The 25060-nt window shown below is 69.9% G+C and carries 19 protein-coding genes and 1 pseudogene; 13 read left to right on the top strand and 7 right to left on the bottom strand.

The genetic code is table 11. From position 1 onward, the window contains the following. Positions 1-5: 5 nt before the first annotated feature. The gene (locus QF037_RS47090) at positions 6-1238 is read left to right on the top strand and encodes a molybdopterin-dependent oxidoreductase (protein ID WP_307036296.1); all 1233 of its coding nucleotides are present in this window, start codon (positions 6-8) and stop codon (positions 1236-1238) included. Between the two features lie 337 nt (positions 1239-1575). On the opposite strand, the gene QF037_RS47085 is transcribed toward QF037_RS47090, so the two are convergent. From QF037_RS47085 to QF037_RS47070, 4 genes are all read right to left on the bottom strand, one after another. Further along, a complete protein-coding gene (locus QF037_RS47085; protein WP_307036295.1) occupies positions 1576-2409 on the bottom strand; it encodes a class I SAM-dependent methyltransferase in 834 nt (277 codons plus the stop codon). Then, positions 2406-3023 carry a TIGR04282 family arsenosugar biosynthesis glycosyltransferase gene (locus QF037_RS47080; RefSeq protein WP_307036293.1) on the bottom strand — a complete coding sequence of 206 codons (618 nt, stop codon included), beginning with the start codon at positions 3021-3023 and terminating at the stop codon, positions 2406-2408. The genes QF037_RS47085 and QF037_RS47080 overlap by 4 nt, the downstream gene beginning before the upstream one ends. Further along, positions 3020-3790 (bottom strand): glycosyltransferase family 2 protein, encoded by a 771-nt coding sequence (locus QF037_RS47075; protein WP_307036291.1) that lies wholly within the window; start codon positions 3788-3790, stop codon positions 3020-3022. Before QF037_RS47075 ends, QF037_RS47080 begins: the two co-directional genes overlap by 4 nt. A 420-nt stretch (positions 3791-4210) precedes the next feature. Then, positions 4211-5203: an NAD-dependent epimerase/dehydratase family protein gene (locus QF037_RS47070; protein WP_307036289.1), complete on the bottom strand. Its 993-nt coding sequence runs from the start codon at positions 5201-5203 to the stop codon at positions 4211-4213. 510 nt (positions 5204-5713) lie between these two features. Here QF037_RS47070 and QF037_RS47065 point away from each other — a divergent pair. Both QF037_RS47065 and QF037_RS51230 read left to right on the top strand, forming a co-directional pair. After that, entirely contained in the window at positions 5714-6940 is a 1227-nt protein-coding gene (locus QF037_RS47065; RefSeq protein WP_307036287.1) for a lactonase family protein, read from the top strand. 74 nt (positions 6941-7014) lie between these two features. After that, positions 7015-7428, top strand: coding sequence for a GH12 family glycosyl hydrolase domain-containing protein (locus tag QF037_RS51230; RefSeq protein ID WP_373463909.1), 414 nt, complete (start codon positions 7015-7017; stop codon positions 7426-7428). Here the strand turns inward: QF037_RS51230 and QF037_RS47060 are convergent. Then, positions 7381-7809 carry a substrate-binding domain-containing protein gene (locus QF037_RS47060; protein ID WP_307036285.1) on the bottom strand — a complete coding sequence of 143 codons (429 nt, stop codon included), beginning with the start codon at positions 7807-7809 and terminating at the stop codon, positions 7381-7383. The two genes, QF037_RS51230 and QF037_RS47060, sit on opposite strands and share 48 nt — an antisense overlap. Before the next feature lie 313 nt (positions 7810-8122). Between QF037_RS47060 and QF037_RS47055 the strand changes: the two genes are divergently transcribed. The 3 genes from QF037_RS47055 to QF037_RS47045 all read left to right on the top strand — a co-directional run bounded on the left by QF037_RS47055 (position 8123) and on the right by QF037_RS47045 (position 11860). After that, positions 8123-9568 (top strand): DUF1996 domain-containing protein, encoded by a 1446-nt coding sequence (locus QF037_RS47055; RefSeq protein WP_307036283.1) that lies wholly within the window; start codon positions 8123-8125, stop codon positions 9566-9568. Between the two features lie 311 nt (positions 9569-9879). Beyond that, positions 9880-11076, top strand: a complete 1197-nt coding sequence (locus QF037_RS47050) for an IS110 family transposase (RefSeq protein WP_307037757.1) — start codon at positions 9880-9882, stop codon at positions 11074-11076. Positions 11077-11251: 175 nt separating this feature from the next. After that, positions 11252-11860 (top strand): hypothetical protein, encoded by a 609-nt coding sequence (locus QF037_RS47045; protein ID WP_307036281.1) that lies wholly within the window; start codon positions 11252-11254, stop codon positions 11858-11860. Positions 11861-12141: 281 nt separating this feature from the next. Here the strand turns inward: QF037_RS47045 and QF037_RS47040 are convergent, their stop codons facing one another. After that, entirely contained in the window at positions 12142-12351 is a 210-nt protein-coding gene (locus QF037_RS47040; RefSeq protein ID WP_373463997.1) for an STAS domain-containing protein, read from the bottom strand. A gap of 136 nt (positions 12352-12487) precedes the next feature. On the opposite strand from QF037_RS47040, the pseudogene QF037_RS51555 reads away from it, so the two are divergent. The 3 genes and pseudogenes from QF037_RS51555 to QF037_RS47025 all read left to right on the top strand — a co-directional run. After that, positions 12488-13640, top strand: a pseudogene (locus tag QF037_RS51555) (IS701 family transposase); the annotation flags it as partial. Between the two features lie 3 nt (positions 13641-13643). Continuing rightward, positions 13644-13844: an MmyB family transcriptional regulator gene (locus QF037_RS51550; RefSeq protein WP_444972135.1), complete on the top strand. Its 201-nt coding sequence runs from the start codon at positions 13644-13646 to the stop codon at positions 13842-13844. A gap of 205 nt (positions 13845-14049) precedes the next feature. Then, entirely contained in the window at positions 14050-15153 is a 1104-nt protein-coding gene (locus tag QF037_RS47025; protein ID WP_307036275.1) for a hypothetical protein, read from the top strand. A gap of 211 nt (positions 15154-15364) precedes the next feature. Here the strand turns inward: QF037_RS47025 and QF037_RS47020 are convergent, their stop codons facing one another. Next, positions 15365-16501, bottom strand: a complete 1137-nt coding sequence (locus QF037_RS47020; protein ID WP_307036273.1) for a hypothetical protein — start codon at positions 16499-16501, stop codon at positions 15365-15367. A gap of 1045 nt (positions 16502-17546) precedes the next feature. Here QF037_RS47020 and QF037_RS47015 point away from each other — a divergent pair. The 4 genes from QF037_RS47015 (at position 17547) to QF037_RS47000 (ending at position 25012) form a co-directional block, all read left to right on the top strand. Next, entirely contained in the window at positions 17547-18380 is an 834-nt protein-coding gene (locus tag QF037_RS47015; RefSeq protein WP_307036271.1) for a hypothetical protein, read from the top strand. Further along, positions 18380-20797 carry a bifunctional serine/threonine-protein kinase/ABC transporter substrate-binding protein gene (locus QF037_RS47010; RefSeq protein ID WP_307036270.1) on the top strand — a complete coding sequence of 806 codons (2418 nt, stop codon included), beginning with the start codon at positions 18380-18382 and terminating at the stop codon, positions 20795-20797. Before QF037_RS47015 ends, QF037_RS47010 begins: the two co-directional genes overlap by 1 nt. After that, positions 20797-23013 carry a bifunctional serine/threonine-protein kinase/ABC transporter substrate-binding protein gene (locus QF037_RS47005; RefSeq protein ID WP_307036268.1) on the top strand — a complete coding sequence of 739 codons (2217 nt, stop codon included), beginning with the start codon at positions 20797-20799 and terminating at the stop codon, positions 23011-23013. Before QF037_RS47010 ends, QF037_RS47005 begins: the two co-directional genes overlap by 1 nt. 898 nt (positions 23014-23911) lie before the next feature. Then, positions 23912-25012: a lytic transglycosylase domain-containing protein gene (locus tag QF037_RS47000; RefSeq protein ID WP_307036266.1), complete on the top strand. Its 1101-nt coding sequence runs from the start codon at positions 23912-23914 to the stop codon at positions 25010-25012. Positions 25013-25060: the final 48 nt, after the last annotated feature.

The raw sequence follows: 25060 nt of genomic DNA, 5'->3' as shown, positions 1-25060 counted from the left end.
GGGACATGCGCGACCATCGACTCCCCACCTCTCCCGGTTTGTGGCGCAGCCCGCTGCGCAGCCCCTGGTTCACCTCCGTGCTCGGTATCGTGCTGCTCGTCGGGATCACGGTGCTCTTCACCACGGGCCTTGTGTCGTACGCCGCCTACAACCCCGGCCTGTCACCGGTGAACGACAAGACCCCGGACAAGGGCCTGCTCGGCTTCTACCTCTTCGCCTGGCCGACCGACCCGCCCTGGCTCTACCGGCTCACCCAGGGCGTCCACGTCACCCTGGGCATCGCGCTGATCCCCGTACTGCTGGCAAAGCTGTGGTCTGTCCTGCCGAGGCTGTTCACCCTGCCGCCCGTGCGATCCCTCGCGCATGCGCTGGAGCGGGTCTCGCTGCTTCTGCTGGTCGGGGGCGCACTGTTCGAGTTCACCACGGGCGTGCTGAACGTCCAGCTCGACTACCTCTTCCCCGGCTCCTTCTATCCGCTGCACTTCTACGGGGCCTGGGTGTTCTTCGCGGCGTTCGTGACACACGCGGTGCTGCGGGTGCCGGCCGCGCTACGCAATCTGCGCCACCTGCGCGACGAGGAGAGCGAGCTCGTCTCCCCGAACGCCGCCCCGTCCACCGTCTCGCGCCGCGGCGCCCTCGCCTTCGTCGGCGGCGGCTTTCTGCTCCTGCTGGCCACGACGGCGGGCCGGAGCTTCGACGGACCGCTGCGGGCAACGGTTCTGCTCGCGCCGCACGGCGGCCCCGAACCGGGTTCGGGACCCGGCGGCTTCCAGATCAACAAGACGGCCGCCTCGCGCGGGATCAGCATGACCGAGACGAGTGACGAGGCGTGGCGGCTGGTCATCGAGGCGCAGGGACGGACGGTCCGGCTGAGCCGGGCAGAGCTGCTGCAACTCCCGCTGTACAGTGCTGCCTTGCCCATCGCGTGCGTAGAAGGCTGGTCGACCTCCGACCAGTGGTGGCGGGGCGTACGCCTGCGGGATCTGGCGGCGCTCGTCGGGTACGAGACCGGCGCGGCGCCCGACGTACTGGTGGAGTCGCTCCAGCGGCACGGGTCGTTCCGCCGGGCCGCCTTGCGCGACAACCAGGTGCGCGACCCTCGTTCCCTGCTCGCCCTGTTCGTCAACGGCGAGCCCCTCACCGCGGACCACGGCTACCCGGCGCGGATCATCGTTCCTGCGGCGCCCGGCGTACTCAACACCAAGTGGGTGGCACGGATGACGTTCGGAGAACTGTGATGCGACAACGTGTGATACGACGGCTTGTAGTGCGCCCGCGTGTGGGCAGCCCGCTTCAACTCCTGCTTCTCGCCTGTTCGTTCGCGCTGGCAGGGTATGCGGGTATGCGACTGCTCGCGGACGACTGGCTCTCTGTCGTGCTGTGGTTCGTGGGCGCGGCGCTGGTGCACGACCTGGTGCTGTCGCCCCTGTACGCAGGAGCGGACCGGGTCGTCGCGCGGGGGCTGAGCGTGGTCGGCCGCCGGGAGTGGACGGTCTTCGTGCGCGTCCCGGCGGCGTTCTCCGGCCTTCTGCTGCTGATCTGGTTTCCGCTGATCAGCGGGCAGATGGCGGACCACTACAGCTCCGCCACCACCCTGTCCGGCGACGGATTCCTGTCCCGCTGGCTTCTGATCACCGCGGTGCTGTTCGGCGGCTCGGCGGTGGCGCTCCTGCTGCGGTCACTGCGGTTGCGCAGGGCGACGAAGGAGCGGCCGCCGGTCGTCCACTGACGCTCCGGGCGCCAGCCGGAGCGTGTCGCGAGCCGGAGCAGGGCCGGTGTGCCGAGCCGGGCCCAGGGGAAGGGCGGGCCGACCGTGCCATGCGTGCCGGCGGTGATGCTCACGACGTGGACGGTGACGCGTTCGTCGACCTCACTGTCCGGGACCGTCTCGGCGATCAACAGGCCGTTCTGGTTGAGGAGTTGGGACATCCGCCGAAGGAGGGCGGTCGGGTCGCCTCCGATGCCGATGTTGCCGTCGATGAGGAGGATCGTGTCCCAGCGCCCTTCGGCCGGGAGCGGCTCGAAGACGGAGCGTTGCAGAGCCTGACCGCCGAGCCGCACGGTGCGGGCGACGGCGGCTTCGCTCACGTCGACGCCGAGCGCCGGCCGGCCCCGGGCTGCGAGTTCGGCGACGAGCCGCCCCGGACCGCACCCCACATCGAGTACAGCGCCTTCACAGTGCTCCAGAACACTCATGTCCGCCGCGTCGGCCCTGGCACACCAGCGTTCCACCTCCAGCGGCAGCAGCCAGCCGTCGGCGCGACGAAGGAAGAGCGGACCCCGACCGGTAACCAGGGCCTCGGAGTAGGGGTCGGCAGCCCAAGGCCGCGGGGCGACCACGGACGCAACAGGCGCGAGGCGATCCACGGCGATCGCCCTCGGCGACGTGATCTCATGTGCGGTGCTCATCGACCGACAGCCGCCCCGAGACGCTCCAGTTCGGCGGCGAAGCGGCTCCCTGGCGCAGCCGCGGCGACCACCTCCGCGTCGCCGACGGTGTCCACGTCTCGCAGACGGGGCAGCTCACGTACGCGTAGGCCCGCGACGGCGAGCCGTTCACGCTGCACGGCACCCGTCGTGGGCGTCGACATCGGCACACCCCGCAGCAGCTCGGGGTCCGGGTGGGCGAGGCCCAGCGCCCAGAAGCCGCCGTCCTCGGCCGGCCCGAAATACGCGTCGCAGTCGGCGAAGTCGACGGTGAGCAGTGCGGGCGTCACCTGGGGGGTGTCCATGCCGATGAGCAGCGCCGGTCCGTCGCAGCCGGCGAAGGCGGCGGCCAGCCGCTCGTCCAGACCTCCCGCGCACTGCGGGACGACGTCGAAGCCGGGCGGCAGCCAGGAGCCCGGAGCTCCGTCGAGCACCAGCACGCGGCGCCGAGCGGGCGTGGCCGCCACCGTACGCAGGGTGTCCACGAGCGCCGCCTCGGCGAGCGCCGCCGCCTCTCGCGGCGTGAACGGCGGCGTGAGTCGTGTCTTGACCCGTCCTGGCCGCGGTTCCTTGGCGATGACGAGGAGAGTGGTCACTGAGCGGTTCCTCCTGGGAGTACGGCGAATGAGTCGGCACCTGCCCCGTCCGGGGGCATCGGTGGTTCGGCCAGGACGCGACCCATGTCCCGTACCGCTTGCCAAGTTCCGCGCCAGGTACCGGTGACCTTGGAGGCACCGGCGCGCGGCAGGTAGGGCACGTCGTGCTCGATGACACGCCAGCCGGCGTCGGCCGCGTGCACGACCATTTGCAGTGGGTAGCCGCTGCGGCGGTCCGTGAGTGCCAGGGCGAGCAACTGTTCCCGGCGGCCGGCGCGGAGGGGGCCGAGGTCGTGCAGGCGCAGCCCTGTGCGGCGACGCAGCATCCGTGCCAGCGCCACGTTTCCCAACCGGGCGTGTGCGGGCCAGGCGCCCCGGCCCTGCGGACGGCGCCGCCCGAGCACCAGGTCGGCCTCGCCGTCGCACACCTCGCGTACGAAGGGCACGAGCAGGGACGGGTCGAGGGAGGCGTCGCAGTCGCAGAAGCACACGATGTCCGCGGTGGCCGCGGTCAGCCCGGCGTGACAGGCGGCGCCGAAGCCGCGGCGCGTCTCACGCACGACGGTCGCGCCGAGGTCGCGGGCCAGTTCCGGCGAACCGTCCGTGGATCCGTTGTCCACCACCAGCGCGCGCCATGTGGGCGGGATACGGGCGAGGACCCAGGGCAGGGCCTCGGCCTCGTTCAGACAGGGGAGCACCACGTCGACAGTCGCCGCGGTCGTCTCCGCTTCCGATTGCGTTGCAGGAGAAGTCGTCACGGCTTTCACCCTACGAAGACAAAAGGCATGTAAGGGACTTCGGCTCCTTACGAAACGCGGACGTCGAGGGAGGGAGCGGAGCACCGAAGTGAGGCCGGCAGAAGTCCGGTTGCGTGCGTGAGCGACATGCGACGCGCGCCCCCGATGCTGAACCGGCTCTGTCGGACGCGGGGTCGCCGGGACACCGGACACAGAGACCTGACGTGCGAAGGTTGCTCGTCTCCCTCATTCGTCGTCGCTGTCGCGGTCACCGCGATGCTCGCGGAGCCGGCGGCCGCGGTGCGGGCGACGACCTTGTCGGCCCACACCGTGTCGACACCAGCCGTCGCGATGGCAGCCGATATCCCCCGGAGACCGCGCTGTTGCTCGGCCGCCGGTCCGTCGGCCGAGCGCCCTCCCACTCCGCCGCGACAGGCCCGGCGAATGCTCCTACTCGCGCAGTCCCGCACTCGCGAATTCCCGCATACCCTCCTCGAAGCCGACCTCGGCCTTCCAGCCCAGCTCGGCCCGCAACCGCGACGAGTCCGCCGTGATGTGCCGTACGTCCCCCAGGCGGTACTCCCCCGTCACCACGGGCTCGGGTCCGCCGTACGCGGACGCCAGCGCCCGCGCCATCTCGCCGACCGTGTGGGGATCCCCGCTGCCGGTGTTGTACGCCGCCAGCGCTCCGGCCGGGGACTCGGCCTCAAGCGCCGCCACATTGGCCGCCGCCACATCCCGTACGTGGACGAAGTCCCGCCGCTGACCGCCGTCCTCGAAGACACGCGGTGCCTCACCCCGGGCGAGCGCGGACCGGAAGAAGGACGCGACCCCCGCGTACGGGGTGTCGCGTGGCATGCCCGGCCCGTACACGTTGTGGTAGCGCAGCGAAACCGCCGAGCCGCCCGTCGACCGGGCCCAGGCCGAAGCCAGATGCTCCTGGGCCAGCTTGGTCGTCGCGTACACGTTCCGAGGATCGACCGGAGCGTCCTCGCCGACCAGCCCCGGCGTCAGCGCCTCCTCGCACCGCGGGCACCGGGGCTCGAAACGCCCTTCGTCCAGATCGGCCACGGCCCGAGGGCCTGGTCTCACCGCCCCGTGCCGCTCACACCCGTACGAGCCCTCGCCGTACACGACCATCGACCCGGCCAGCACGAGCCGCCCCACCCCCGCCTCGGCCATGGCGGACAGCAGCACCGCGGTACCGAGGTCGTTGCGCGACACGTACTCGACCGCGTCGCCGAACCCCTTCCCAAGCCCCACCATCGCCGCCTGATGGCACACGGCGTCCACACCCGGCAGAGCGGTCGCGACCGCCTCCGCGTCACGCACGTCCAGGCCGTCACGCAGGTCGAACACCACCGCCTCGTGCCCCCGTGCGGTAAGTGCTTCGACGACATGACACCCGATGAACCCGGCTCCGCCGGTTACCAGTACTCGCATACACGAACGCTAGGAGCATGGGCACCCCGCACGGCAGCACCGCGCCCATCACGTCACGGGTCCGTAAGACCTCGTCAGATGCAGCCCATGGCACATCACTTCGGGGCCAACTCGGTCAGGAAGGCACATCCGCCGTCCTGCTCATGATGTCTGCGATGAGGTGCCGCGGCGTGAAAGGCGCGAGTCACCGCTCCGGGCCCCCGCACGGCGGACTTGGCCGACCCGTAGGCGCTCTCGTCGAAGCCCCCGATCAGACCGGGGTCGACGTTACCGCGACCGCACTGCCCCGCTGCCCTCGCTCCACCATGCGGGGCCTTCTCACCGCTGGATGAGCGGCAAGGGCGGCAGGCGAGCCGCAGGCCGGACCGCCACCGAATTCTCCGGGGCGAACGGAAGTTCTTACGAGAAGCTGACGCGGCACCGAAACATCTCCATCCCACCCGCCCCACAGGCAACTCTGGCTCTGCACGTCACCGACCGGCGGTGGCGCCGAGGTACGAGGAGTCAAGCGTGAGCAGGCATACCAGGCGCAGGTCGAAGTCACAGGTCCGGATGGCCATCGCCGGGGCCGGCATCCTCGCATCGGCTGCGGTCGCGACCACGGTGGCCATCGCCTCGGCGGGGGAAGTCCCCCGCGCACACGAAGGCGCGACGACGAAGAGCGCCAAGGCGGGAGCCGACCACGCCGTCTTCGTACAGGGCAACGAGCTCGCCGGAAACACCATCCACGTCTTCAGGCGCGGCGAGGACGGAAAGCTCACCGCCTCGGGCACCTACGGCACCGGCGGCAAGGGCGGCGACCAGGTCGACGCGCCCACCGACTCCCTCGCCTCCCAGGGCTCACTCGTCTACGACCGCGGCTCGCATCTGCTGCTGGCAGTCAACGCGGGCAGCGGCACCGTGACCTCGTTCCGGGTCGAGGGAAAGAAACTGACGGACCGGCGGGTGGTGCGCTCGGGCGGGGACTTCCCCTCGTCCATCGCGGTGTCCGGCAACCTCGCCTACGTCATGAACGCGGGAGGCGCGGGCAGCGTCCAGGGCTTCAAGATCACGGCCAACGGACTGAAGCCGCTGGGCGGTTCATATCGCTCCCTGGGGCTGAAGAACGACAAGGTGCCGTTGTTCAGCAGCTCGCCCGGTCAGGTCGCGTTCACGCCGGGTGGCCGTGAGCTGGTCGTCACGACGAAGTCGGCCAACACCATCGAGGTGTTCCCGATGCGGCGCGACGGGCGCCCCGCGCACCGAGCGAAGGTCAACGACTCGGCCGGCGGCGTGCCGTTCGCGATCACCTTCGACAAGGCGGGCCGGATGCTGGTCGCCGAAGCCGAGAAGTCGACGGTCAGTACATACAAGGTGTTCGCCGACGGCAGCCTCAAGGTCGTCCAGAAGCCCCTGGCCAACGGTCAGAACACGCTGTGCTGGCTGGAGCGCGCCGGCGACTTCTTCTACGGCGGCAACACCGGCAACTCAACCGTCACGGGCTACCGCACCGACCGGCACGGCAGGCTCGCGCTCACCAACGAGATCGGCATCGCCACCCCGCCGTCAGCCATGTCCCAGGGAGTCATCGACCTGGCGGTGACGCAGGACAAGAAGTTCCTGTACGTGCAGAACGGGACCTCCGGCACCGTCGACGGCTTCCGCATCGGCAAGAACGGCTCCCTCACCAAGGTCACCACGGCCACCGGACTGCCCCCCTTCGCCGAGTCCGGCATGGAGGGCATAGCCGCGGTGTAAAGAAGCGGCCACCGCGGCCCGGCGCCCTGGAGACCCCTCTCCAGGGCGCCGAACCCGTTCCGACGTAGCAAGGAGTGCTCGACGTCGGTCACCGATCCCGCAGCCGACAAGCCCTGCGGGCCGGACGCGCGCAGCCGGCTGGAGCACCAGTTGGGAACAGACCGGTCAGCCCGCCAGGACAACGCCCTGCCAGTCGGTCCAAGGTCGTCACCCTCAACGTCGGCGGCGCCACTTGGACCTGTACCAGGGGCGACACCGGGTGGAGGGTGCACTCGTTCGTCCGTGACAGCAACACGACGTCTGTCAACCTCACTCCCTCCGATTTCACCAACGCACTGGTGAAACGGGGCTCGATCGCCAGATCCGAGTATCTCCTCAGCATGGAGGCCGGGACGGAGGTCTTCCACGGCGCGGACAGCTCGATACCAACTCCCGGCTCATCATGGCGGGTTGAGCAGCCGATGAGTGCCACGCCACTGCCCGAGTGACCGGCCCGTCGGCCACTCCGTGCCCCCGGGGGCGCGCCCTTCCTCGGCTGAGCCGGCCCTCGCCCCCTGACTGCGTTCGACGGCTCGCCCCGTCACCGGCGAAGGCCCGCTGCTGTCCCGTACTACGAGCTCGATGGTGACCTCGACCTGTGCAGTCTCCGGCTGCTGTCCGGACAGCAGCCGCGGCACCATGCAGGCGGCGCGCACAGTCATGTCGGCAAGCGGAGTGCGCACGGTCGCCGGACGCGGAGTCACCCAGTCCACGAAGGGCAGATCGCCGAAGCCGACCACGCAGACACCATCCGGGAGGCGCAGCCCGAGCGACGCGGCCGCCCGATTGATGCCCAGCCTCTGATGGTTGCTGTCCGCGAAGACCGCCATCGTGCGGTCGGCGACGCCAGCAGCTCCAGAGCGTGCTGGTGCGCGAGGCAGTGGGTGAAGTCGTCATAGCGCACAAGGCCCGGTCACATGGGATCCCGGCTTCTTCCAGCGTCAAGCGGAGGATGCCGAGGCGGCGCAACTCCTCGTGCTGGGCGGAGGTCGGCTCGGGCGCGGTTCAGTTCTTACGTGTCCATGACGCGCGACGTGAACAGCTGCCAAGCGCCGACCACGCAGGTGAAGCTGGGGCATCCGGGCGGCGGGTGATACGCGTCGCCACCGGGCCAGGAACCACGTTGTCAGATCAGGAGTTCTCATGCGAGCAGATCACAGGCGCGGCCGAAGCCGCCGCAACGCCATCATGGCGGTCACGGCGCTGCTGGCAGGGGGCGGTGGCCTCGTAGCCGTGAACTACGCCGCCAACGCGTCCGACGTCACCGCCACTGCTCCTACGACGCGGTCAGCCCAGACGATCAGCTGCCCGGACGTGAAGGGCAAGCTGCCGGCCGTCCCCCAGCAGGCACAGGCCGAGGTGGACCGGAACCTGCAACTGCTGGACCGCCAGACCGCTGAGGCCAACCAGCGCCTGGTCGACACCCGTGGGCAAGGGGGCCCGAACTTCGTGCAGAACGCGATCCTCGGCCCTCTGACAGACAAGAGAAAGGCGACCATCGACCGGATCGCCATCGCCATCGGGCGGACGGCCGCCAAGCCCACAGGGCTCGATGCTCTCGCCGTCTGCAACCTCGGCCTCGACGCACCCGGGACCCAGACCTCCGGGGCCGGGACCGCCGCGAGCCAGAGCCCCGGCGGCGCCCAGGGCGACGGGGGCAACACCGGACAGCAAGGAAACGGCTCCGGTGCCGCAGGACAGAGCAACGACGGGCCCACCGCGGCCGACTTCGTGGACATCACCAAGGTGGCCCCGAACGTGCCCAAGGTCCGCAGGCAAGCCGGCGCCTCGACCGGAGCCTTCACCTCCCGATGCGGAGTCAACAAGCAGGGACAGCACAACTCGGACAACGACATCGTGGCTCCCGGTGTCAGCAACGGCGCCCACCACGTCCACGACTACGTGGGCAACCGGAAGGTGGACTTCACCTCGACCAACGAGTCCCTGAGCGCCCAGGGCACCTCCTGCACCAACGGCGACCAGTCCGCGTACTACTGGCCCGTCCTGCGGGACACCACCCGTCAGGGTCCCGACGCCAACGCCCTCGGCGGCGGCGCCGAAGGCAACAAGGGAGCCATCCTGGTGCCCGCGACCGTCACGATCACCTACCAGGGCAGCCCCACCGGCAAGGTCGTGGCGATGCCACGCTTCCTGCGGATCATCACCGGTGACGCCAAGGCGTTCACCAACGGCACCAAGAACGCCAACGCCCACTGGAGCTGCACCGGCTTCGAGAACAAGGTCCAGCTCACCGACAAGTACCCGATCTGCCCCAGCGGCAGCAAGGTGGTGCGCAGCTTCGCCTTCCAGAGCTGCTGGGACGGCAGGAACATCGACAGCGCCGACCACCGCAGCCACGTCGCCTTCGCCGACGCAGGCGGCAACTGCGCAAGCGGCTTCAAGGCCATCCCGCAGCTGACGATGCGGCTCACCTACAAGACCCCTGCGGCACCGAACTTCGCCGTCGACGGCTTCCAAGGACAGCAGCACAACGCCATCACCGACCACAACGACTTCATCAACGTGATGACCGACCAGCTCATGAACCAGGCGGTCTCCTGCATCAACTCAGGGCGCCGCTGCGGCTGACCCGACCGACCGGACCGCCACTCCCCCAGCCCCAGGGCCTCAAGCCATCGACTGGAGACGCCATCCGTCCACATGGCTCATGAAGGTCCTACCTTTCTTGATGTGGGTCTGAGCTGGTCATTCGTAAGATCGGCGGGGCCCAGGGGTTCCGGGTATGGCTGTCATGGAGTCGCCGCTGGATGGCTCAGAGAACTTGGCCGCCCGGAACCCCGCGACGACTCGACCGCTAATTGGGAGACGCGACGCGATCGCTTTGTAGGACAACGTCGGCGAGGTCGTCTGCTGGGTTGGTGTACGACGAGCTGACGGAGGTGGCTGTGCCCGAGATCTGGGCCGGAGTGGACATCGGCAAGGAACATCACCACTGCGTGGTGATCGACGCCCAGGGCAAGCGACTGCTGTCGCGTCGGATTCCGAACGACGAGGCTGAACTGCTCCAGCTCATCGCTGACGTACTGGAGCTGTCGCGGGATGTGCTGTGGGCGGTGGACATCAACCACGGCGGGGCCGCGCTCCTGCTCGGCCTGCTGGTCAGCCACGACCAGCGCATCACCTACATCACCGGCCTAGCCATCCACCGCGCCTCGGCCGGCTACCGAGGCCAGGCCAAGACCGACGCGAAGGACGCCTTCGTCATCGCCGACCAGGCGCGCATGCGCACCGACCTCGGTGTCCTGCGGCCCAGCGACGAAATATCGGTCGACCTGCGCACTCTGGTTACCCGCCGCACCGATTTGGTCTGCGACCGGACCCGGCAGATTAACCGGCTGCGCGCCCAACTCCTGGAAATCTTCCCTGCGTTGGAACGCGCATTGGACTTGACGAAGAAGGGGCCGGTCCTGTTGTTGACCGGTTACCAGACCCCGGCCGCGATCCGTCGCGCTGGTGCTTCCCGGATCGCGACGTGGCTGAAGAACCGCAAGGTCCGCAACAGCGCGGCCCTGGCCGGGACCGTCGTGGAGGCCGCCGAGGCCCAGTTCACCGCACTGCCCGGCCAGAAACTCGCGGCCATCATGGTGGCCCGTCTGGCGAAGGGGGTGATGGCCCTCGATGAGGAGATCGCCGAGCTCGAAGCCCTGATCGAGGCCCGGTTTCTCGAGCACCCGCACGCCGAGGTGATCCAGAGCCTGCCCGGCATGGGCACCATGCTGAGCGCGGAGTTCCTCGCTGCGACCGGTGGCGACATGGATACCTTCGGCACGGCCGACCGCCTGGCCGGCTACGCCGGCCTCGCACCCGTCCCCCGCGACTCCGGACGCGTCAGCGGCAACCTCCACCGTCCACGCCGCTACCACCGCGGCCTGCTCCGCGCCTTCTACCTCTCGGCCTTCGCCAGCCTGCGGAACTGTCCGGCCTCGAAGCAGTTTTACGAGCGCAAGCGGGCCGAGGGCAAGGGGCACAAGCAGGCGCTGCTGGCGCTCGCCCGTCGCCGGGCCAACGTCCTGTGGGCCATGATTCGCGACGGAGCGTGCTACCAAGCCACACCACCAGTCACGGCAGCGGCTTGACAACGTCATTGGGAAGTTCTCTGCTCTGGCCTCGCCGCAAGATCGGCGAGGCCAGTGTCGCGTCGGAGGGGAATCACCCCGGCGGACGGTTTCCAGCGTTCCACGGCACCACGCAAGATCTTACGAAGCCCTTACGCAGCCGTCTAAAGTGACGTAACGCGCCTACGATCACAGCGTGTTGACCATCCGAAACATCACGCTCGTCACTGTCGCGCCCCTTGTGCTGGCTGCGGCGGGCGCCGCACACCCGCATGGCCTGTCCAGGGCGACGGCCACGGACTGGACCCAGTTGCACATCGCACTGCTGCCGGTCTTTCCGCTGCTTACGCTCGGCCTCCTCGTCCCTTTGTGGCACCGCCCCCGACCAGACCTCGCGGGCTTCGCCACGGTGGCGGCCTGGACGAGTGCGTTCACCTACGCGGCCTTCTACACCGGTCTCGACGCGGTGGCCGGTATCGCGGCGGGAACCGCGGTCGAGCACGCTGCCGGGACGGCGGACATAGGGCCGATCAAGTACCCGCTCTACGACGTGGGTGACTCGCTCGGGGAGGTCGGCGCCTACGCCCTCATCGTCGCTGTCGTGGCCACGGCGGTCGCGCTCTTCCCGAAACACGGTGTGCGGGTTGTTCCCGGCACGGTGGTTCTCCTGGTGGCCGGCTGGTCCTTCACCGACAGCCACATCTTCTGGCCCCGCGGCGTATGGACAATGCTCGGTTTCGCACTGGGCTTCGCTCTGCTCGCCGCCGGGACCAGAAGGAGCGAATCCGTTCCGCGCCGCGCCTGAGCGGGACGCAGTTTCCTCCCCCGCCCCATCGACTCAGTCGTGTTGAGCTGCCCGGCTGGTCTGCCACCGCGACAGCGCAGAAACGTACGGCTGATCAGGGTGGGCTGCCCTTCATGAGCGCCTGGAATCGGAGTAGCTGGCATCGCGAAAACGTCGCCGTCTCGGCCCCGGCGTTACCCGCCCGACTCGGGCGGCCGGCCGTAGACATGCTGGGGTGCAAAGATCGCCCACCCGCTGCTGCACAAGTTGGACCTGCTCAGCGCCTTCAGCTGCGGCGCGGGTCAGGCCGTCAGGGCCTGGTCGACGGTGGGATGGCAGCCGCTGACCTCGTCCAGGCCGACGATTTCAAGGAGCCGTAGCACCGATTCCTGGGGGCCAGCGATACGCAGCCACCCCTGATCGTCACTCGCGGCCTGGTGCGCAGCGACGAAGACGTTGATACCGCTGGAGTCCATGAAGGTCACACCGCTGAGGTCCACCACGGTCCGCAGGGGCGCCGCGCCGTCGTAGGACAGGAGGGCCTCGCTACCGGTAGTTCGTTAGATCCGGTGGTGGTGTTGGTTGACGGCAGGTCGGGTTTGGTCGTAGGCCGGTGGTTGGAGTCAACTGGCTTGCTGGGGGCTGAAGATGGTTGCTCGCCGTCCGTGTCCGCCTGCGCCGGGTCCGTTGGAGGAGTACGCGGCCCGGTTCGACGACCTGTTCTTCAGCCTGGCCCAGCGGCGGGGGTTTCGCGAGTACCTGACCGGGCTGCTGGCACCGCGGGAGCGGAACAAGAGGATCACTTGCCTGGCGGGGGCGGAGCCGGTGGCGGGTGCGGGGATGCCAGGGGTGCAGCGGCTGCAGTTGTTCCTGTCCGAGTCGCCGTGGGAGGCCGAGCTGGTCAACGACCGGCGGCTTGAGCTGCTGCGTGCGGATGCGGCGACGGCGCCGCACGACGGCGGGGTCATCGTGATCGACGATTCCGGGGATCGCAAGGACGGCACGGCCACCGCCAACGTGGGCCGGCAGTGGCTGGGGCGGCTGGGCAAGACCGACAACGGCATCGTCACGGTGTCCACGGTGTGGACCGACGGCCGCGTGTACTACCCGCTGCACGCACAGCCGTATACCCCCGCCCACCACTTCGCCCGCGGCCGCTCCGATCCGGCCTTCCGTACGAAACCGCAACCGTCCGCTGCCCTCGCGGCCCGGGGCAAGGAGGCGGGCTTCGGCTGCCGGGAGGTGGTCGCCGACTGCGCCTACTCCGTCAGCGACGACTGGTACCTCGCACTGCGCGAGGCCGGCCTGGCCTACGTGGTCGCGCTCAAGCCGCACCGCGGCACCTGAGCCCGGGCCGACCAGCCGCACACCCCCATCGAAGCCGCCCACGCCCTGACCTGGCGCGATGCCAAACATCCTGGTGAATGGAGGCCCGTGGAGCGTCACTTCCGCGACGGGCACACCGAGACCTGGTGGGCCGCCGATGCCAGCCCGCCTGGGCGGATACGGTCCTGACTCACCCTGCCGACTGGTCGTGGCCACCACCGACCCGGCCCGGCTACCGGAGAAGGCCACCTGGTACCTGGCCACGAACCTGCCCCACCCCGACGCACCCCACGTCGGCACCGGCTCGCACCCGCCGGCCGACCTCGCCGAGATCGTCCGTCTCTACGGACTGCGGCCATGGATCGAGCGGAGCTACAAACAGATCAAGGACGAACTCGGCTGGGCCGACTTCCAAGTCCGCTGCGCCTTCTCCTTCTGCTGGGACCAATGGTTCACCCCACCCGGACCCCTGGACGGTGTGCACGAGTCCTTGACCAAGACGGTCCGGCACGCGAGCGTCGGTGAGTTCACCCTCGACTGCGACATCCTCGCGGCGCTCGGCACCGACCTGCGGATCATGGCCTTCAGCGCGGCGGAGGGCAGCGAGACCGCCGAGCGGCTGCGACTGCTGGACGTCGTCGGCGTCCAGGCGCTGACGGGCACCGGAACGGACACATGAACGCAGAGCGCAGTCCCGACCCGCCGCAGACCATGAACAACCTCGTCATCGCGGCCGGCCGTTATTACCCGGAGGGCTCGAACCGGCCGTCCGGGTAACAGGAGGCGTCGGGGTTTCGCCCCGATAAATGTCTGCAGGAGGAAGCCTGATGAGGAACAGAGTGAGAGCGCTCGACACATGAGTGGCAAGCATCCTGCCAGCGATCATGGCTCTTCTGGCGGCCCTTGTTGTTACGGCGACCCCTGCCCAGGCAGCCACGCCCCTGCCCGGAGGAAAGTCGAACTGGGTTGTCTCCCTCGGCTACCTGGACCTCGCAGCAAAGAACAACTACCGCAACTGGGTCCGGATCGGGTACTACGCCTTCCAGACCAACGGCACGGTGACTACCAACTACTGGGCCTGGGATCAGCGGGAACAGCCACAGCGGGTGGACGCGATGAATGCGGACTGCGGTGGAAACGTCCCCACTTGTGCGGTCCGCACCGTCGACGGATTCACCGGCGACCCGACGGGCGGCTACCAGGGCACCTTCGACTACACCTCGGACGGGCGGCTCGCCGTGACCTGGATCAGAAACGCCGCCGGCACCGCGTTGGCACAGCCGATCACCGAACGCTGGAACATCACCACGGGGCTGGCCAGTGGGCGAGCGGCCCGCATCACGAGCCCCACCTTCTACGGAGCCTACGGCAACGACGTTGAGATCCCCGCTCAGGGCACCTTCTCCACGTATGCCAATTTTGGCGTCGGCTACGGCAGCAACGCCTCGCTGGATCGCACGAGCCGGGCGACCATGAGCCAACTCGTCAAAGACCCGCGCTACAACGCTGAACCGTACCGGGGCGCGTTTGTCGTGGCCAAGTCGTCGTCGCCCGATCCCGCCACCCGGACAGGCATCGTAGGCCGGGAGGGGGCGGGCGGAGCCTGGAACTTCGGTCCGGCTTCGAACCCGTGGAAGCCGTGCGCCAGTGGCCAGTGTATGGGCTGGCTCCAACCGAACACCTCCTGCGCCGGCACTGACAAAGACCGGGTCCGCTACATCGGTGAGATCGGGGGCGGCCGACGTAACACCGAGGAGTACTGGTGCCAGTCCCTAGCCCAGGGGCAGAGCTGCTACGCCCACAACTCCCACCCCCGCCCCATGCTGCAAGTCATCGACGACGCCGGAGAGTTCCAGGGCTGGGTCGGCGTGGAGGCCTTCACTCATGTAGCCACCAGAACCGGCTTGCCAGACAGCAGCTGGGTCGAAGGGTACTGGGGACTTTTCGACATGGTCTCGGCAGCGCTGCAGCCCGAACTGCCAACGTAACCTAGATCTTTCTTGACGGTCTGCCGACAAAGCCGGCGGACCCTTTCGCCTTCGGTGGCTGCCAGCGGCAGTACTCAGTGACACGCTCAGCATCAGCGCAGCCCTCCAGTGGACCCGCCGGGCAGCCCGCGACTGGAACACCTATCTGACCTTGCGATCCGACCAGAGAGCGACAGACTCGGAGCCATCCTGGAACGGATGCTGAGCCCGATCAGCTGTAGATGTCGCGTCCGGGCGCGCATATGGGGTTCGTCGCTGCGACATCGCGGCGGATGAAGATTGCGGATTCGCCGCCGTTGACCGGGATCACCCAGCAGAGCTGATAGTGCCGACGTAGGACTTCCCGCTTGGTGATCTCTGCGGGGGTGTTGTCCAGGGGCTGGCCGGGACGATCGCGCAGGACGTTGATCTCAGGATGCTGGAGCATGCGCTGCCGGATGACGCCCGGGGACGCCTCGACGCCGTACAACGTGCCGGATGCGGCTGGTGTCTGCTGCAGCGCGATGTCGTCGAGCGGCCCGAAGACGGCGGGCCGGGCCAGGACCCACGCGCGGCGCCGTGCGGGCTGGAACAGGACTGGTTCGGGGTCGCCCGGAACGGTGACGGTGAGCCCCCAATAGCTTTCCACTGTGTCGGTGCGACTGGCCGGGGAGCGCATCTGCCAGTACCAGGGGCCGAGCGCTGAGAAGAGGGCGAAGGCAACAGCTGCCGTCGCGTACAGCCGGCGTCGCCTGCGCGCCGGGTCCGCCTCTGCTCGGAGGAGCCGCTGCCAGTGCCGTAGGCCCTGGCCGACGAGGAGCGCCAGCCCGGACATGCAGTACAGGACGTAGCGATCGACGTACCACGGGTGGACGAGAGACACCGTCAGTAGGAACCCTGCGGGGACGATCAGGAGCGGCACACCGATCGCTGGAAGCGTCACCGCTCTGGCCGAGCCCTCGTCTCGCCGACGAAGCAATAGGCCCAGGGCGGCTGCCACCACGGCAGGAACCACGAATCCCAGCCAGTCCTGCAGGCTCGGCCGGCCCAGCCAGTCCAGCTGCGCTGACGCCTGACCGGCACTCACCACGGCCAGCGGAGCCACGGCACAACCGGCGAAGGCGATGCCCAGGAGCCAGCGCCGCCCGAGGCGTCGCATGTGCCCACTGCGCCAGAGCGTCACGGCGTGCGCGAGGATGACCAGCAGAGCGAAAACATGCAGCCACCCGGCCAGCAGCAGCAACCCTGCATACCCCGCCCACCAGCGTCGTCGGCTGTCCTGCAGCGCACGTACGAAGAACCACGTCGCCCATACCACCGCGGCGCTCACCAACGCATAGGAGCGGGCCTCTTGCGCGTAGAACTGCACCTGGGGCACGCACAGGAAGGCAACCCCGGCCAAAAAGCCCCGTCGCCGGGTCACCGAGCCGGCTGCCGATGGCGTGGACTCCCAGCACAGCGACCAGCGTGCCGAGCACCGACAGGACTCGCAGTGTCAGAACGCCGTCGTCCCATGCCCCCAGTACGAGATGGGCCAGGACGTAGTACAGGCCGTGGACAGCGTCGATGTTCTGCACCAGGAGCCACAACTCGCCGAGAGAGCGCTTGGCCACGGCATAACTCACAGTCTCGTCCCGCCAGGACGACGCATCACGGTCGAGCTTCCACAGACTCACCAGCCAGACCAGCAGAACGAGAAGAACCGCGAGCAGCTGCCGGTACGAGCGGTTCAGTCGATCTCGATCAAGCGCCGGATGCCGCAGGTCAGGCGCCCCCCACCTCTTGAGATAGCTGAGCAGCGTTGTCACGGGAGCCCGGAGCAGAGAAGGCGACGCCCGTAAGCGCTCGAGCAGAACCCGACGACTCCCAAGCCTGACTGCCTTCACACGACTTCCCCCCACGATCATTGTCGGCGCGCTGTTCCTCTCTACCAGATCGCTGCTCCGCTCTGATGCCGAGAATCAGCCCTCCGAGTGCGGCAAGGGTGGTGATCATCACATCGACTCCCCTCCCGATCTCCGCCCATGTGGGCACAGGCCCGATTTTGAGGTGTGGAGTCCGCAGGAGCGCCATCGTCGGAACCAACCGCAGGGGTGGGCTCGCCACCGCCCGGCACCGGCTGCCCCCCGCTACTCGCTTCAGCCATGCAGGCGAGATTACAAGCGCGGGGTCCTCCCTGGAGCTCCTGATCAATGAAGGAGAACACCGGCCCCAAATAGGTGGTGACCGGTCACAGTTCGCTGTCACAGGACACCGCGGTCGCGCAATGCACCGCATCTCGATCGGTTGACCGCTCCGACTCGTTCCCCGTTCGCGCAACCGCCAGCCTGGACCCGCGTCCGTCGATACGATCACCCCATGCGGGATGGGGCCCGCGACCGAGGGGGCTGGGGATGAACGACGACAACTCCATCTTGCGCAGGTGTACTTGGCCGTGGCAGATCACCACGGTGGTCATCGTGGCGGGCGTGGTGCTCGGCGGTTGCGGTTCGGGGGACGACGGCAAGGCCGCCGGGCCGAAGACGTCGGCGCCGGAGAAGTCCGCCGCCCAGTCCGGCCCTCCCGAGGCCACCGCCTCCGCGTCCACCGGGGGCAAGAACGCGTCCTCGCTGGCCTTCCAGCCGGACCCGGCCAAGGTGCCCAGGACGAAGGACCGGGCGGAGGCGCTGGTGGCGGCCGTCGCGCTGAAACCGCAGGCCTGGGGCGCGCAGTTCCGGGCACAGCAACCGGCCGCGAGTGCCCTGGGCACCGTCGCCGAGCTGGACGAGCAGTGCCGGTGGGAACGCCGGGGGTTACCTCGGGGCGTCCTGGCTTCCCTGTCCCGCTACAGCGAGATTCCCGCCGCCGGCGGCAAGGGCGAGGTCAAGGTGAGCGCGGCCGTCACCGTGCACACCAGCGTGCGCGAGGCCGACGAGCGGCTGGCCTCCACCCTGGAGGAGCCGTTGCGCTGCCGGCAACAGCAGGTCCGCAGTGACGAGTGGATCGCCGGTCTGATGTCGACGGCCACTCCCTACGGCCAGGGCAACAACACCTACGCCGACGACCAGGTCGTGGAGATGGGTAAATATCTCACCAGTGGCGGCACGCAGACCTACTACTGGTACGTCACCCGGCTTGGCACGGTCACCCTGGCGGTGTCGGTGAAGGGCGCGAAAGGCTACTCGGACAACGAGCTCGGCACCTTCGCGTCGCGCGCCAACGCCACGATGCTCAACCGCGTGGAGTTCGAGCTCGGAGGTGAGAGCTGATGCAGCCGCTGCGTTCGTCGGATCCCGCGCGGATCGCGGAGCATCGCCTGCTGGGGCGGCTCGGCGCCGGAGGCATGGGCGTGGTGTACCTGGCGCGCACGCCGGGCGGCGCGCTGGTGGCGCTGAAGGTGCTGCTCGCCGAGTACGCCGAGGAACCGGGCTTCAAGGAGCGGTTCCGCCGCGAGGTGGAGGTCGCCCGGCGGGTCGACAGCCGCTGTGTGGTGCCGCTGGTGGACGCCGACCCTGAGGCCCAGGCACCGTGGCTCGCGACGACGTTCGTGCCCGGCCCCTCGCTCGCCGAAGCGGTGACCGCGTACGGGCCCCTGTCCGAGCGGGGTGTGCGGCTGCTCGGTGCGCGGCTGGCCGAGGCGCTGGCCGAGGTGCACCGGGCCGGGCTCATCCACCGGGACCTCAAACCGGGCAATGTGCTGATCGCTCATGACGGGCCACGGCTCATCGACTTCGGCATCGCCCGGGCGCCGGAGGACCGGACGCTCACAGCCACGGGGATGGTCGTCGGCACGCCGGGATACCTCTCTCCCGAGCAGGCCCAGGGCCGCGTCGGGGACGGTATCGGCCCGGCGAGCGACGTGTTCTCCCTCGGCTGTGTGCTGGCGTTCGCGGCGACCGGCCGGGCGCCTTTCGGCAGCGGCGCGGTCGACGCCCTGCTGTACCGGGCCGTCCACGACCCCGCAGACCTCGAAGGGGTGCCGGCCGGCCTGCTCGGCGTGCTGGAGCGCTGCCTGGAGAAGGACCCCGACCTGCGGCCGGACGCCCACGAGCTGGTACGCGAACTGACCGCCGGGGGCGCCTCCCAGGACACCGGCGCGCCCAGCCCCGTACCGCCGGGCGAAAGGACGGCCGAGACCCAGCCGCGGGACGAAGCCGGCTCAGCAGCCACGACCCGGACGGAGAAGACCACCGAGACCACGCCCGCGGGTGAAGAGGCGGCACCGACCACGCCCGTGGGCGCACAGGCCACCGAGGCCGCGCCGGTCGACGCGGAGACGGCCGAGGCCACCGTGGGCGACGAGGCGGTCGGATGGCTGCCCGAGCCGGTGACCCAGCTCATCGCCGCACGCTCGGCCGCCGCCCTCGCGCTGCCGGACATCGAGCACACGCTGGTGCCGCCCGACACGCCGGCCATGGCCGATCGAGCGGAACCCGACACGCGTGATACCACCGGGCCGTCGGGGACACGGGAGGCCCGCCCGGTGGGCCGGCGCCGGTTCCTGCTGGCCTCGGGCGGCGCAGCGGTGCTGGCGGCCGGCGGGGGCGGGGCCTGGTGGGTGGTCGGCCGCGACGGCAGCTCGCAGGAGGAAAGCCCCGCATCCTCGCGGCGGCCGACGCACACCCTTGCGCTGCACGGCGACCTCAGCGGTCCGCAGAAGGCGACGGGCCGGGCGCAGGAACGCGGACTGCGGCTCGCCGTCGCGGAGTTCAACGCGCGCCGCGACGCCCCGTTCACCGTGCAGGTCAAGGCCGTCGACGACAAGGGAGATCCGACGGCCTCGGCTCGGGTCGCAAAGGAACTCACCGACGATCCGTCGGTCCTCGCAGTGGTCGGTCCGACCACCGACGAGACCGGACAGGCCGCGCTGGCGACGTACGACGCCGGGCTGTTGCCGGTCGTCAGTGTGTCCCCCGGCACGACCGCCCTTTCCGTCCAGGGGTTCCGCTCGTTCCTGCACGCACGGCTGCCCGACGCCGTGCTGCCCCTCTACGTGAGCGTCTACCTGCGTGGTGCCGCTCGATCCCGCAAGATCGGCATCGTCGTCGACCGTCCGGCCGGCACCTACGGGACCAACCTCGCCAGTTCCCTCAGCAACGCGCTCAACAGCATCCCGTTCCCCTCCGTGCCGGAAGTGGTCAGCGCGATGCGCCACGACTTCGGCGGCGCGGTGGACACCGTGCTCTCCGCCGGTGCCGACTCCGTGTTCTTCGCCGGTCTGCCGGACCGGGGAGCGCTGATCGCCGCGACGCTGCGGGGGCGCGCCTTCAAGGGTCCTCGGGTCTCGGGCCCGGCCCTCCTGGACGAACGGTTCCTGACCGCGGCTCAGGAAGACGCCGAGGGCTGGGTGATAGTGGCGCCGGTGATCGACGCGACCCGCAAGCCCGAGGCGCGCGCGTTCGCCGCCGCCTACCGCGAGCGCTTCAAGCAGGCGCCGCCCTGGTACGCCGCGGAGGCCTACGACGTGGCCGGCATGCTGCTCAAGGGCCTGGCGGGGCTGCCCTTTCAAAAGCGCACCCGACAGAATCTGCTCACGGCGGTACGGGGTGGGAAGTACAAGGGCATCACCAAGACCTACGCCTTCGACAAGACCGGCCAGCTCGTCATCGACGGAACCGGCGGCTTTCTCTGGCGCGTCGACCAGGGCTCCTTCGTCTACGACGGCCCCGCGCCGCTCACCGTCTGATGGAGCCGCTGCGGGCTGGCGACCCGTCCCGGATCGGCCGCTACCGTCTGCTGCGGCGGCTGGGCGCCGGCGGCATGGGCGTGGTCTTCCTGGCCCGGGCGCCGGGCGGGGCGATCGCCGCGGTCAAGACGGTCCGGTCCCCGTTCACCGACGAGAGCGGATTCCGGGCCCGTTTCCGCCGTGAGATCGAGACCGCCCGGCAGGTCGACAGCCGCTGGGTGGTCCCGCTGCTGGATGCGGACGCCGACGCGGAGACACCCTGGCTGGCGACCACGTACGTGCCGGGGCCCTCGCTCGCCGAGGCGGTGGACCTCTTCGGGCCGCTGTCGCCCGCTTCCGTGCGGGTGCTGGGCGCGCTGATCGCCGAGGCGCTGGAGGCGGTGCACGGCGCCGGTCTGGTGCACCGGGACGTCAAGCCAGGGAACATCCTGCTGGCGCCGGACGGGCCACGGCTCATCGACTTCGGCATCGCCCGCGCGCCGGACGCCACGGCGCTCACGTCCAGCGGTGTGATCGTCGGCTCCCCGGGCTTCCTGTCACCGGAGCAGGCGCGGGCACGGAGCGGCCGGATCGGTCCGCCCACCGACGTGTTCTCCCTGGGGTGTGTGCTGGCGTTCGCGGCGACCGGGGTCCGTCCGTTCGGCAGCGGCGGGCCGGCCGGGGTCTTGATGCGCACGATCTACGAGGAGCCCGATCCGGCGGCGCTGCCGCAGGATCTGGAGCCTCTGCTCAGGACCTGCATGCACAAGGAACCGGACAAACGCCCGAGCCTTGCTGGGATCCGGACGGCACTCGGGGGGTCCCCCGGCTCCTCCGCGCCGTCCGACTGGCTGCCGGCGCCGGTCACTCGGCTGATCAACGACGGTGCCGCCGCCGTGCTCACCCTCGGCGAGATCGAACCCACGCAGTTGTCCGCGTCGCCACCCTCGAGCACCGCGGACGTGGCGGACACAGCGTCGCCCGACGCGGTGACACTGACGACCGTCGCGGCCGGCCACACGATCGGCCGCCGCGGCTTCCTGCGCCTCGGGGCGACGGTGGGGCTCCTGGCGGCCGGTGGTGGGGCCTGGTGGTGGCGCACCCGGATGGAGCCGGGACCCTCCACACCGTCCGGGAAGGGCCGTCCGCGCCCCGAACTCGTCGTGGCGTTCCATGGCGACCTGACCGGCGCGAGCAAGGAGAGCGGCACGGCACAGCTCAACGGCGCCCGGCTGGCCGTCGACCGGGTCAACGCGCGCAACGAGTACCCCTTCCGGCTGAGACTGCGGTGGTACGACGACGGCGGCGACACCCGGCGGGCCGACGAACTGGCCGTCCGCTTGACGAAGGACGCGCAGGTGCTCGCCGTGCTCGGCCCCACCACGGACGCCTGCTTCCAGGCAAGCGAGAAGACGTACACCCAAGCGGTCATGCCCGTGGTGTCTGTCTCCGTGGGCGTCGACACACTCCGTTCGGCGTCCCGCTACAACGTCTTCCATTCCCATGCGGCGTTGCGGGTCACCTACGAGCTGCTCGCCGTCCCCTGCGTCCGTTACCTGGGCAACCACGTGGACGCCCGCCGGGTCTTCCTCGTGGACGACCGGGCGCAGCAGGACTTCGCCTGGAGCATCTGCGACCAGAGCGAGAAGGCGCTCCAGCAGAACGGCCGGAACCCCACGATGGCTCATGTGGGCCCCGGGAAGGTCGACTACGCGGCGCTCGCCGCCGAGGTGCGGTCCGCCCGCGCGGACGCGGTCCTCTTCACCGGCGACGCCTCCCGGACGGCCGGATTCGCGTCGGCGCTGAGCGCCGCCCGGTTCACCGGGGCGCGGATGGCCACAGAACGCGCCTTGGACCGACGGTTCCTCACGTCGGCGGGCGCCGCCGCGACGGGCTGGGTCATCGCCACAGGTTTCACGGACCCGACGGCCCACGCCGCCACGCGCGCGTTCACGGCCTCCTACCGGAGCCGCTTCGGCACCTCCCCCGGCTGGTACGCGGCGGAGGCCTACGACGCCGCGATGTTCCTGGCCGAAGCCTGCGACAAGGACGGCGCGGCGCTGAGGGAACGGGGCGCGATCGCCCGCCGGATGCCCGAGATCACGTACGCCGGTATCACCCGCACGGTCAAGTACGAGCAGGGCTACGGCTACAACCACGACGCATTGTTCGAGTTCGAGGCTGTCGACGGCGCGTTCCGACATCTGGGGAACTACCGGGACGCCGCGGTGTCGTGACGCTGGGCGGCCGTGGTGTGCCCCGCTCGCGCGGACATGGTCGCCGTACCGGGGAGAGGAGTTCACGCCCCGGTGCGGCCGCCGTCACGCTCGCCGAGTTTGCGTCCGCGGTCGTCCGCCGCCACTGCGGTATAGGTGCGTTTGTGTGCGTCAATCCCGAAGACCACCATCGGTCAGGTCTCCCTTCCGTCCCTCAAGTCAGAGCGGGCCGGCCGGGGGCACACCTCAATCAGGGCAATGCCACGCTCCTGACTTGTTCAATCGAGCCCAGACGCTCGGTCTGCAGCCGTAGCGTCCAGGGTGCCGGTCGGCACGGGCCCGCAGTGCTCCTTGCCGCCCCGCGCGGGGCGGCTCACTGATAGCGTGCCGCCGCCGGCCGGCACCCGCGCGGTGTGGCTCGACAGAGGCATGAACATGAGGTGACACGGTGACTTCAAGTCAGGATGCCCGCCGCACTCCCCTTCCCGTCTCAGCGAGTGCGAGGCCAGCCCGTGATCCTGATCGGCGTCGATCCCCACAAGTCGTCCCACACCGCCGTCGCCGTTGACGCGGCAGGCCACGAGGTGGCCCAGCGCCGGTTCGTCGTCAACGCGGGCACTTCTCGTTTGAGTTGGGCGTTCTCCCGCCGCAGTCGCTTCACTCGTCGCTCCCGCCGCCCGGCGCGTCGCCCGCGCGGCGGGCCCGCGATACCCGACTGGCCAGCGTGGTCTCGTTGGATTCCCAGATCCTCCGCGACCTGTGATGCCGGCGCATGGTCACGACTGGTCGTTGCGAACCCTCCAGGGCGGATGACACTGCTCTCCGGCATGCTCCTCCTCCAGCGACGGACGTGCCGACCGCCCGCGTAGAGCAGAGGACAGAAGTCCGCACAGGGAGGGGCCGCGAGGTGGCGGTGCGCATGTTGTTCAGGACGGTCGGTACGGCGAGAGGGGCACTCAGAGGGACCAGATGCACGGCGATCGCGGCGGCGGCGATGGCCGCGCTGACCGCCTCCCAGGCGCCGGGAGCCTCGGCACAGGCCGCGGAGCCGGCGCGGAACGCGGCGCGCGCCGAGCACGGGCCGAGTGTGTCCGGCGACGCCCCGTACCGCACCCAGCTTCCGCCACTGCGGGCCGGGAAGTCCGACGGGGACAGGGCCGCGGGGCCGGCCGGCGGTGCACTGCCCGCGACCGTGTTCGCCGCGTACCGGCGCGCCGAGTCGAAACTCGCGGGCACCGCTCCGGGATGCCGACTGGAGTGGCAGCTGCTGGCCGCCATCGGCCAGGTGGAATCGGGGCAGGCGCGCGGCGGCCGGGTGGCCTCGGACGGTACGGCCGTGACACCGATCCTCGGCCCCCGGCTGAACGGCGGCGCCTTCGCGGTCATCCGGGACACCGACGGCGGCCGGTACGACGGTGACACGGCGTATGACCGGGCGGTCGGCCCGATGCAGTTCATCCCGTCGACCTGGACCCGCTGGGGCGCGGACGGCAACGGCGACGGACGGGCCGATCCGAACAACGTCTTCGACGCGGCGCTCGCCGCCGGGCGCTATCTGTGTGCGGGCGGGCGGAACCTGTCCGACCCGGCCGACCTGGATCGGGCGATCCTCGGCTACAACCACTCGGAGACCTATCTGCGCACGGTCAGGGCCTGGTACGCGTCCTTCCTGGAAGGGCATCGCGTGGTGCCGGACCGGAGCGCCGGGTCGTCTGCGCGACCGGAGCCGTCGCGACCGAGCGGCACACGCGAACCCTCGCCGGAGGCGTCCGAGCTCCCGGGCGCGGGCCCGTCCACTACGCCGTCCACACCGCCCGCCTCGCCCACTTCACCCTCCCCCTCCCCCTCTCCCACCCCGTCCCGTCCGGCGGCTGGAGAGGCGGAGCAGCCGCTCCCTGTACCCGATCCGGGCGTGGAGTTGCCCGGCGGTGATGTGCTGCCCGGTGCCGGCCCGCTGACCAGCAACGGTGAGGACACGATGCGCTCCACCCCCTCCACAACCGCGGATACCGGGCGGTAATGTCGCCACCCGCCGGACGGCACGAGGCCGGCGGAGTGAGCGCGAAGG

The sequence above is a fragment of the Streptomyces canus genome, assembly GCF_030815415.1.
GTDB lineage: Bacteria > Actinomycetota > Actinomycetes > Streptomycetales > Streptomycetaceae > Streptomyces > Streptomyces canus_F.
Note: the sequence above shows the minus strand (reverse complement) of the source record. Positions and strands in the feature narration are given on the sequence as shown.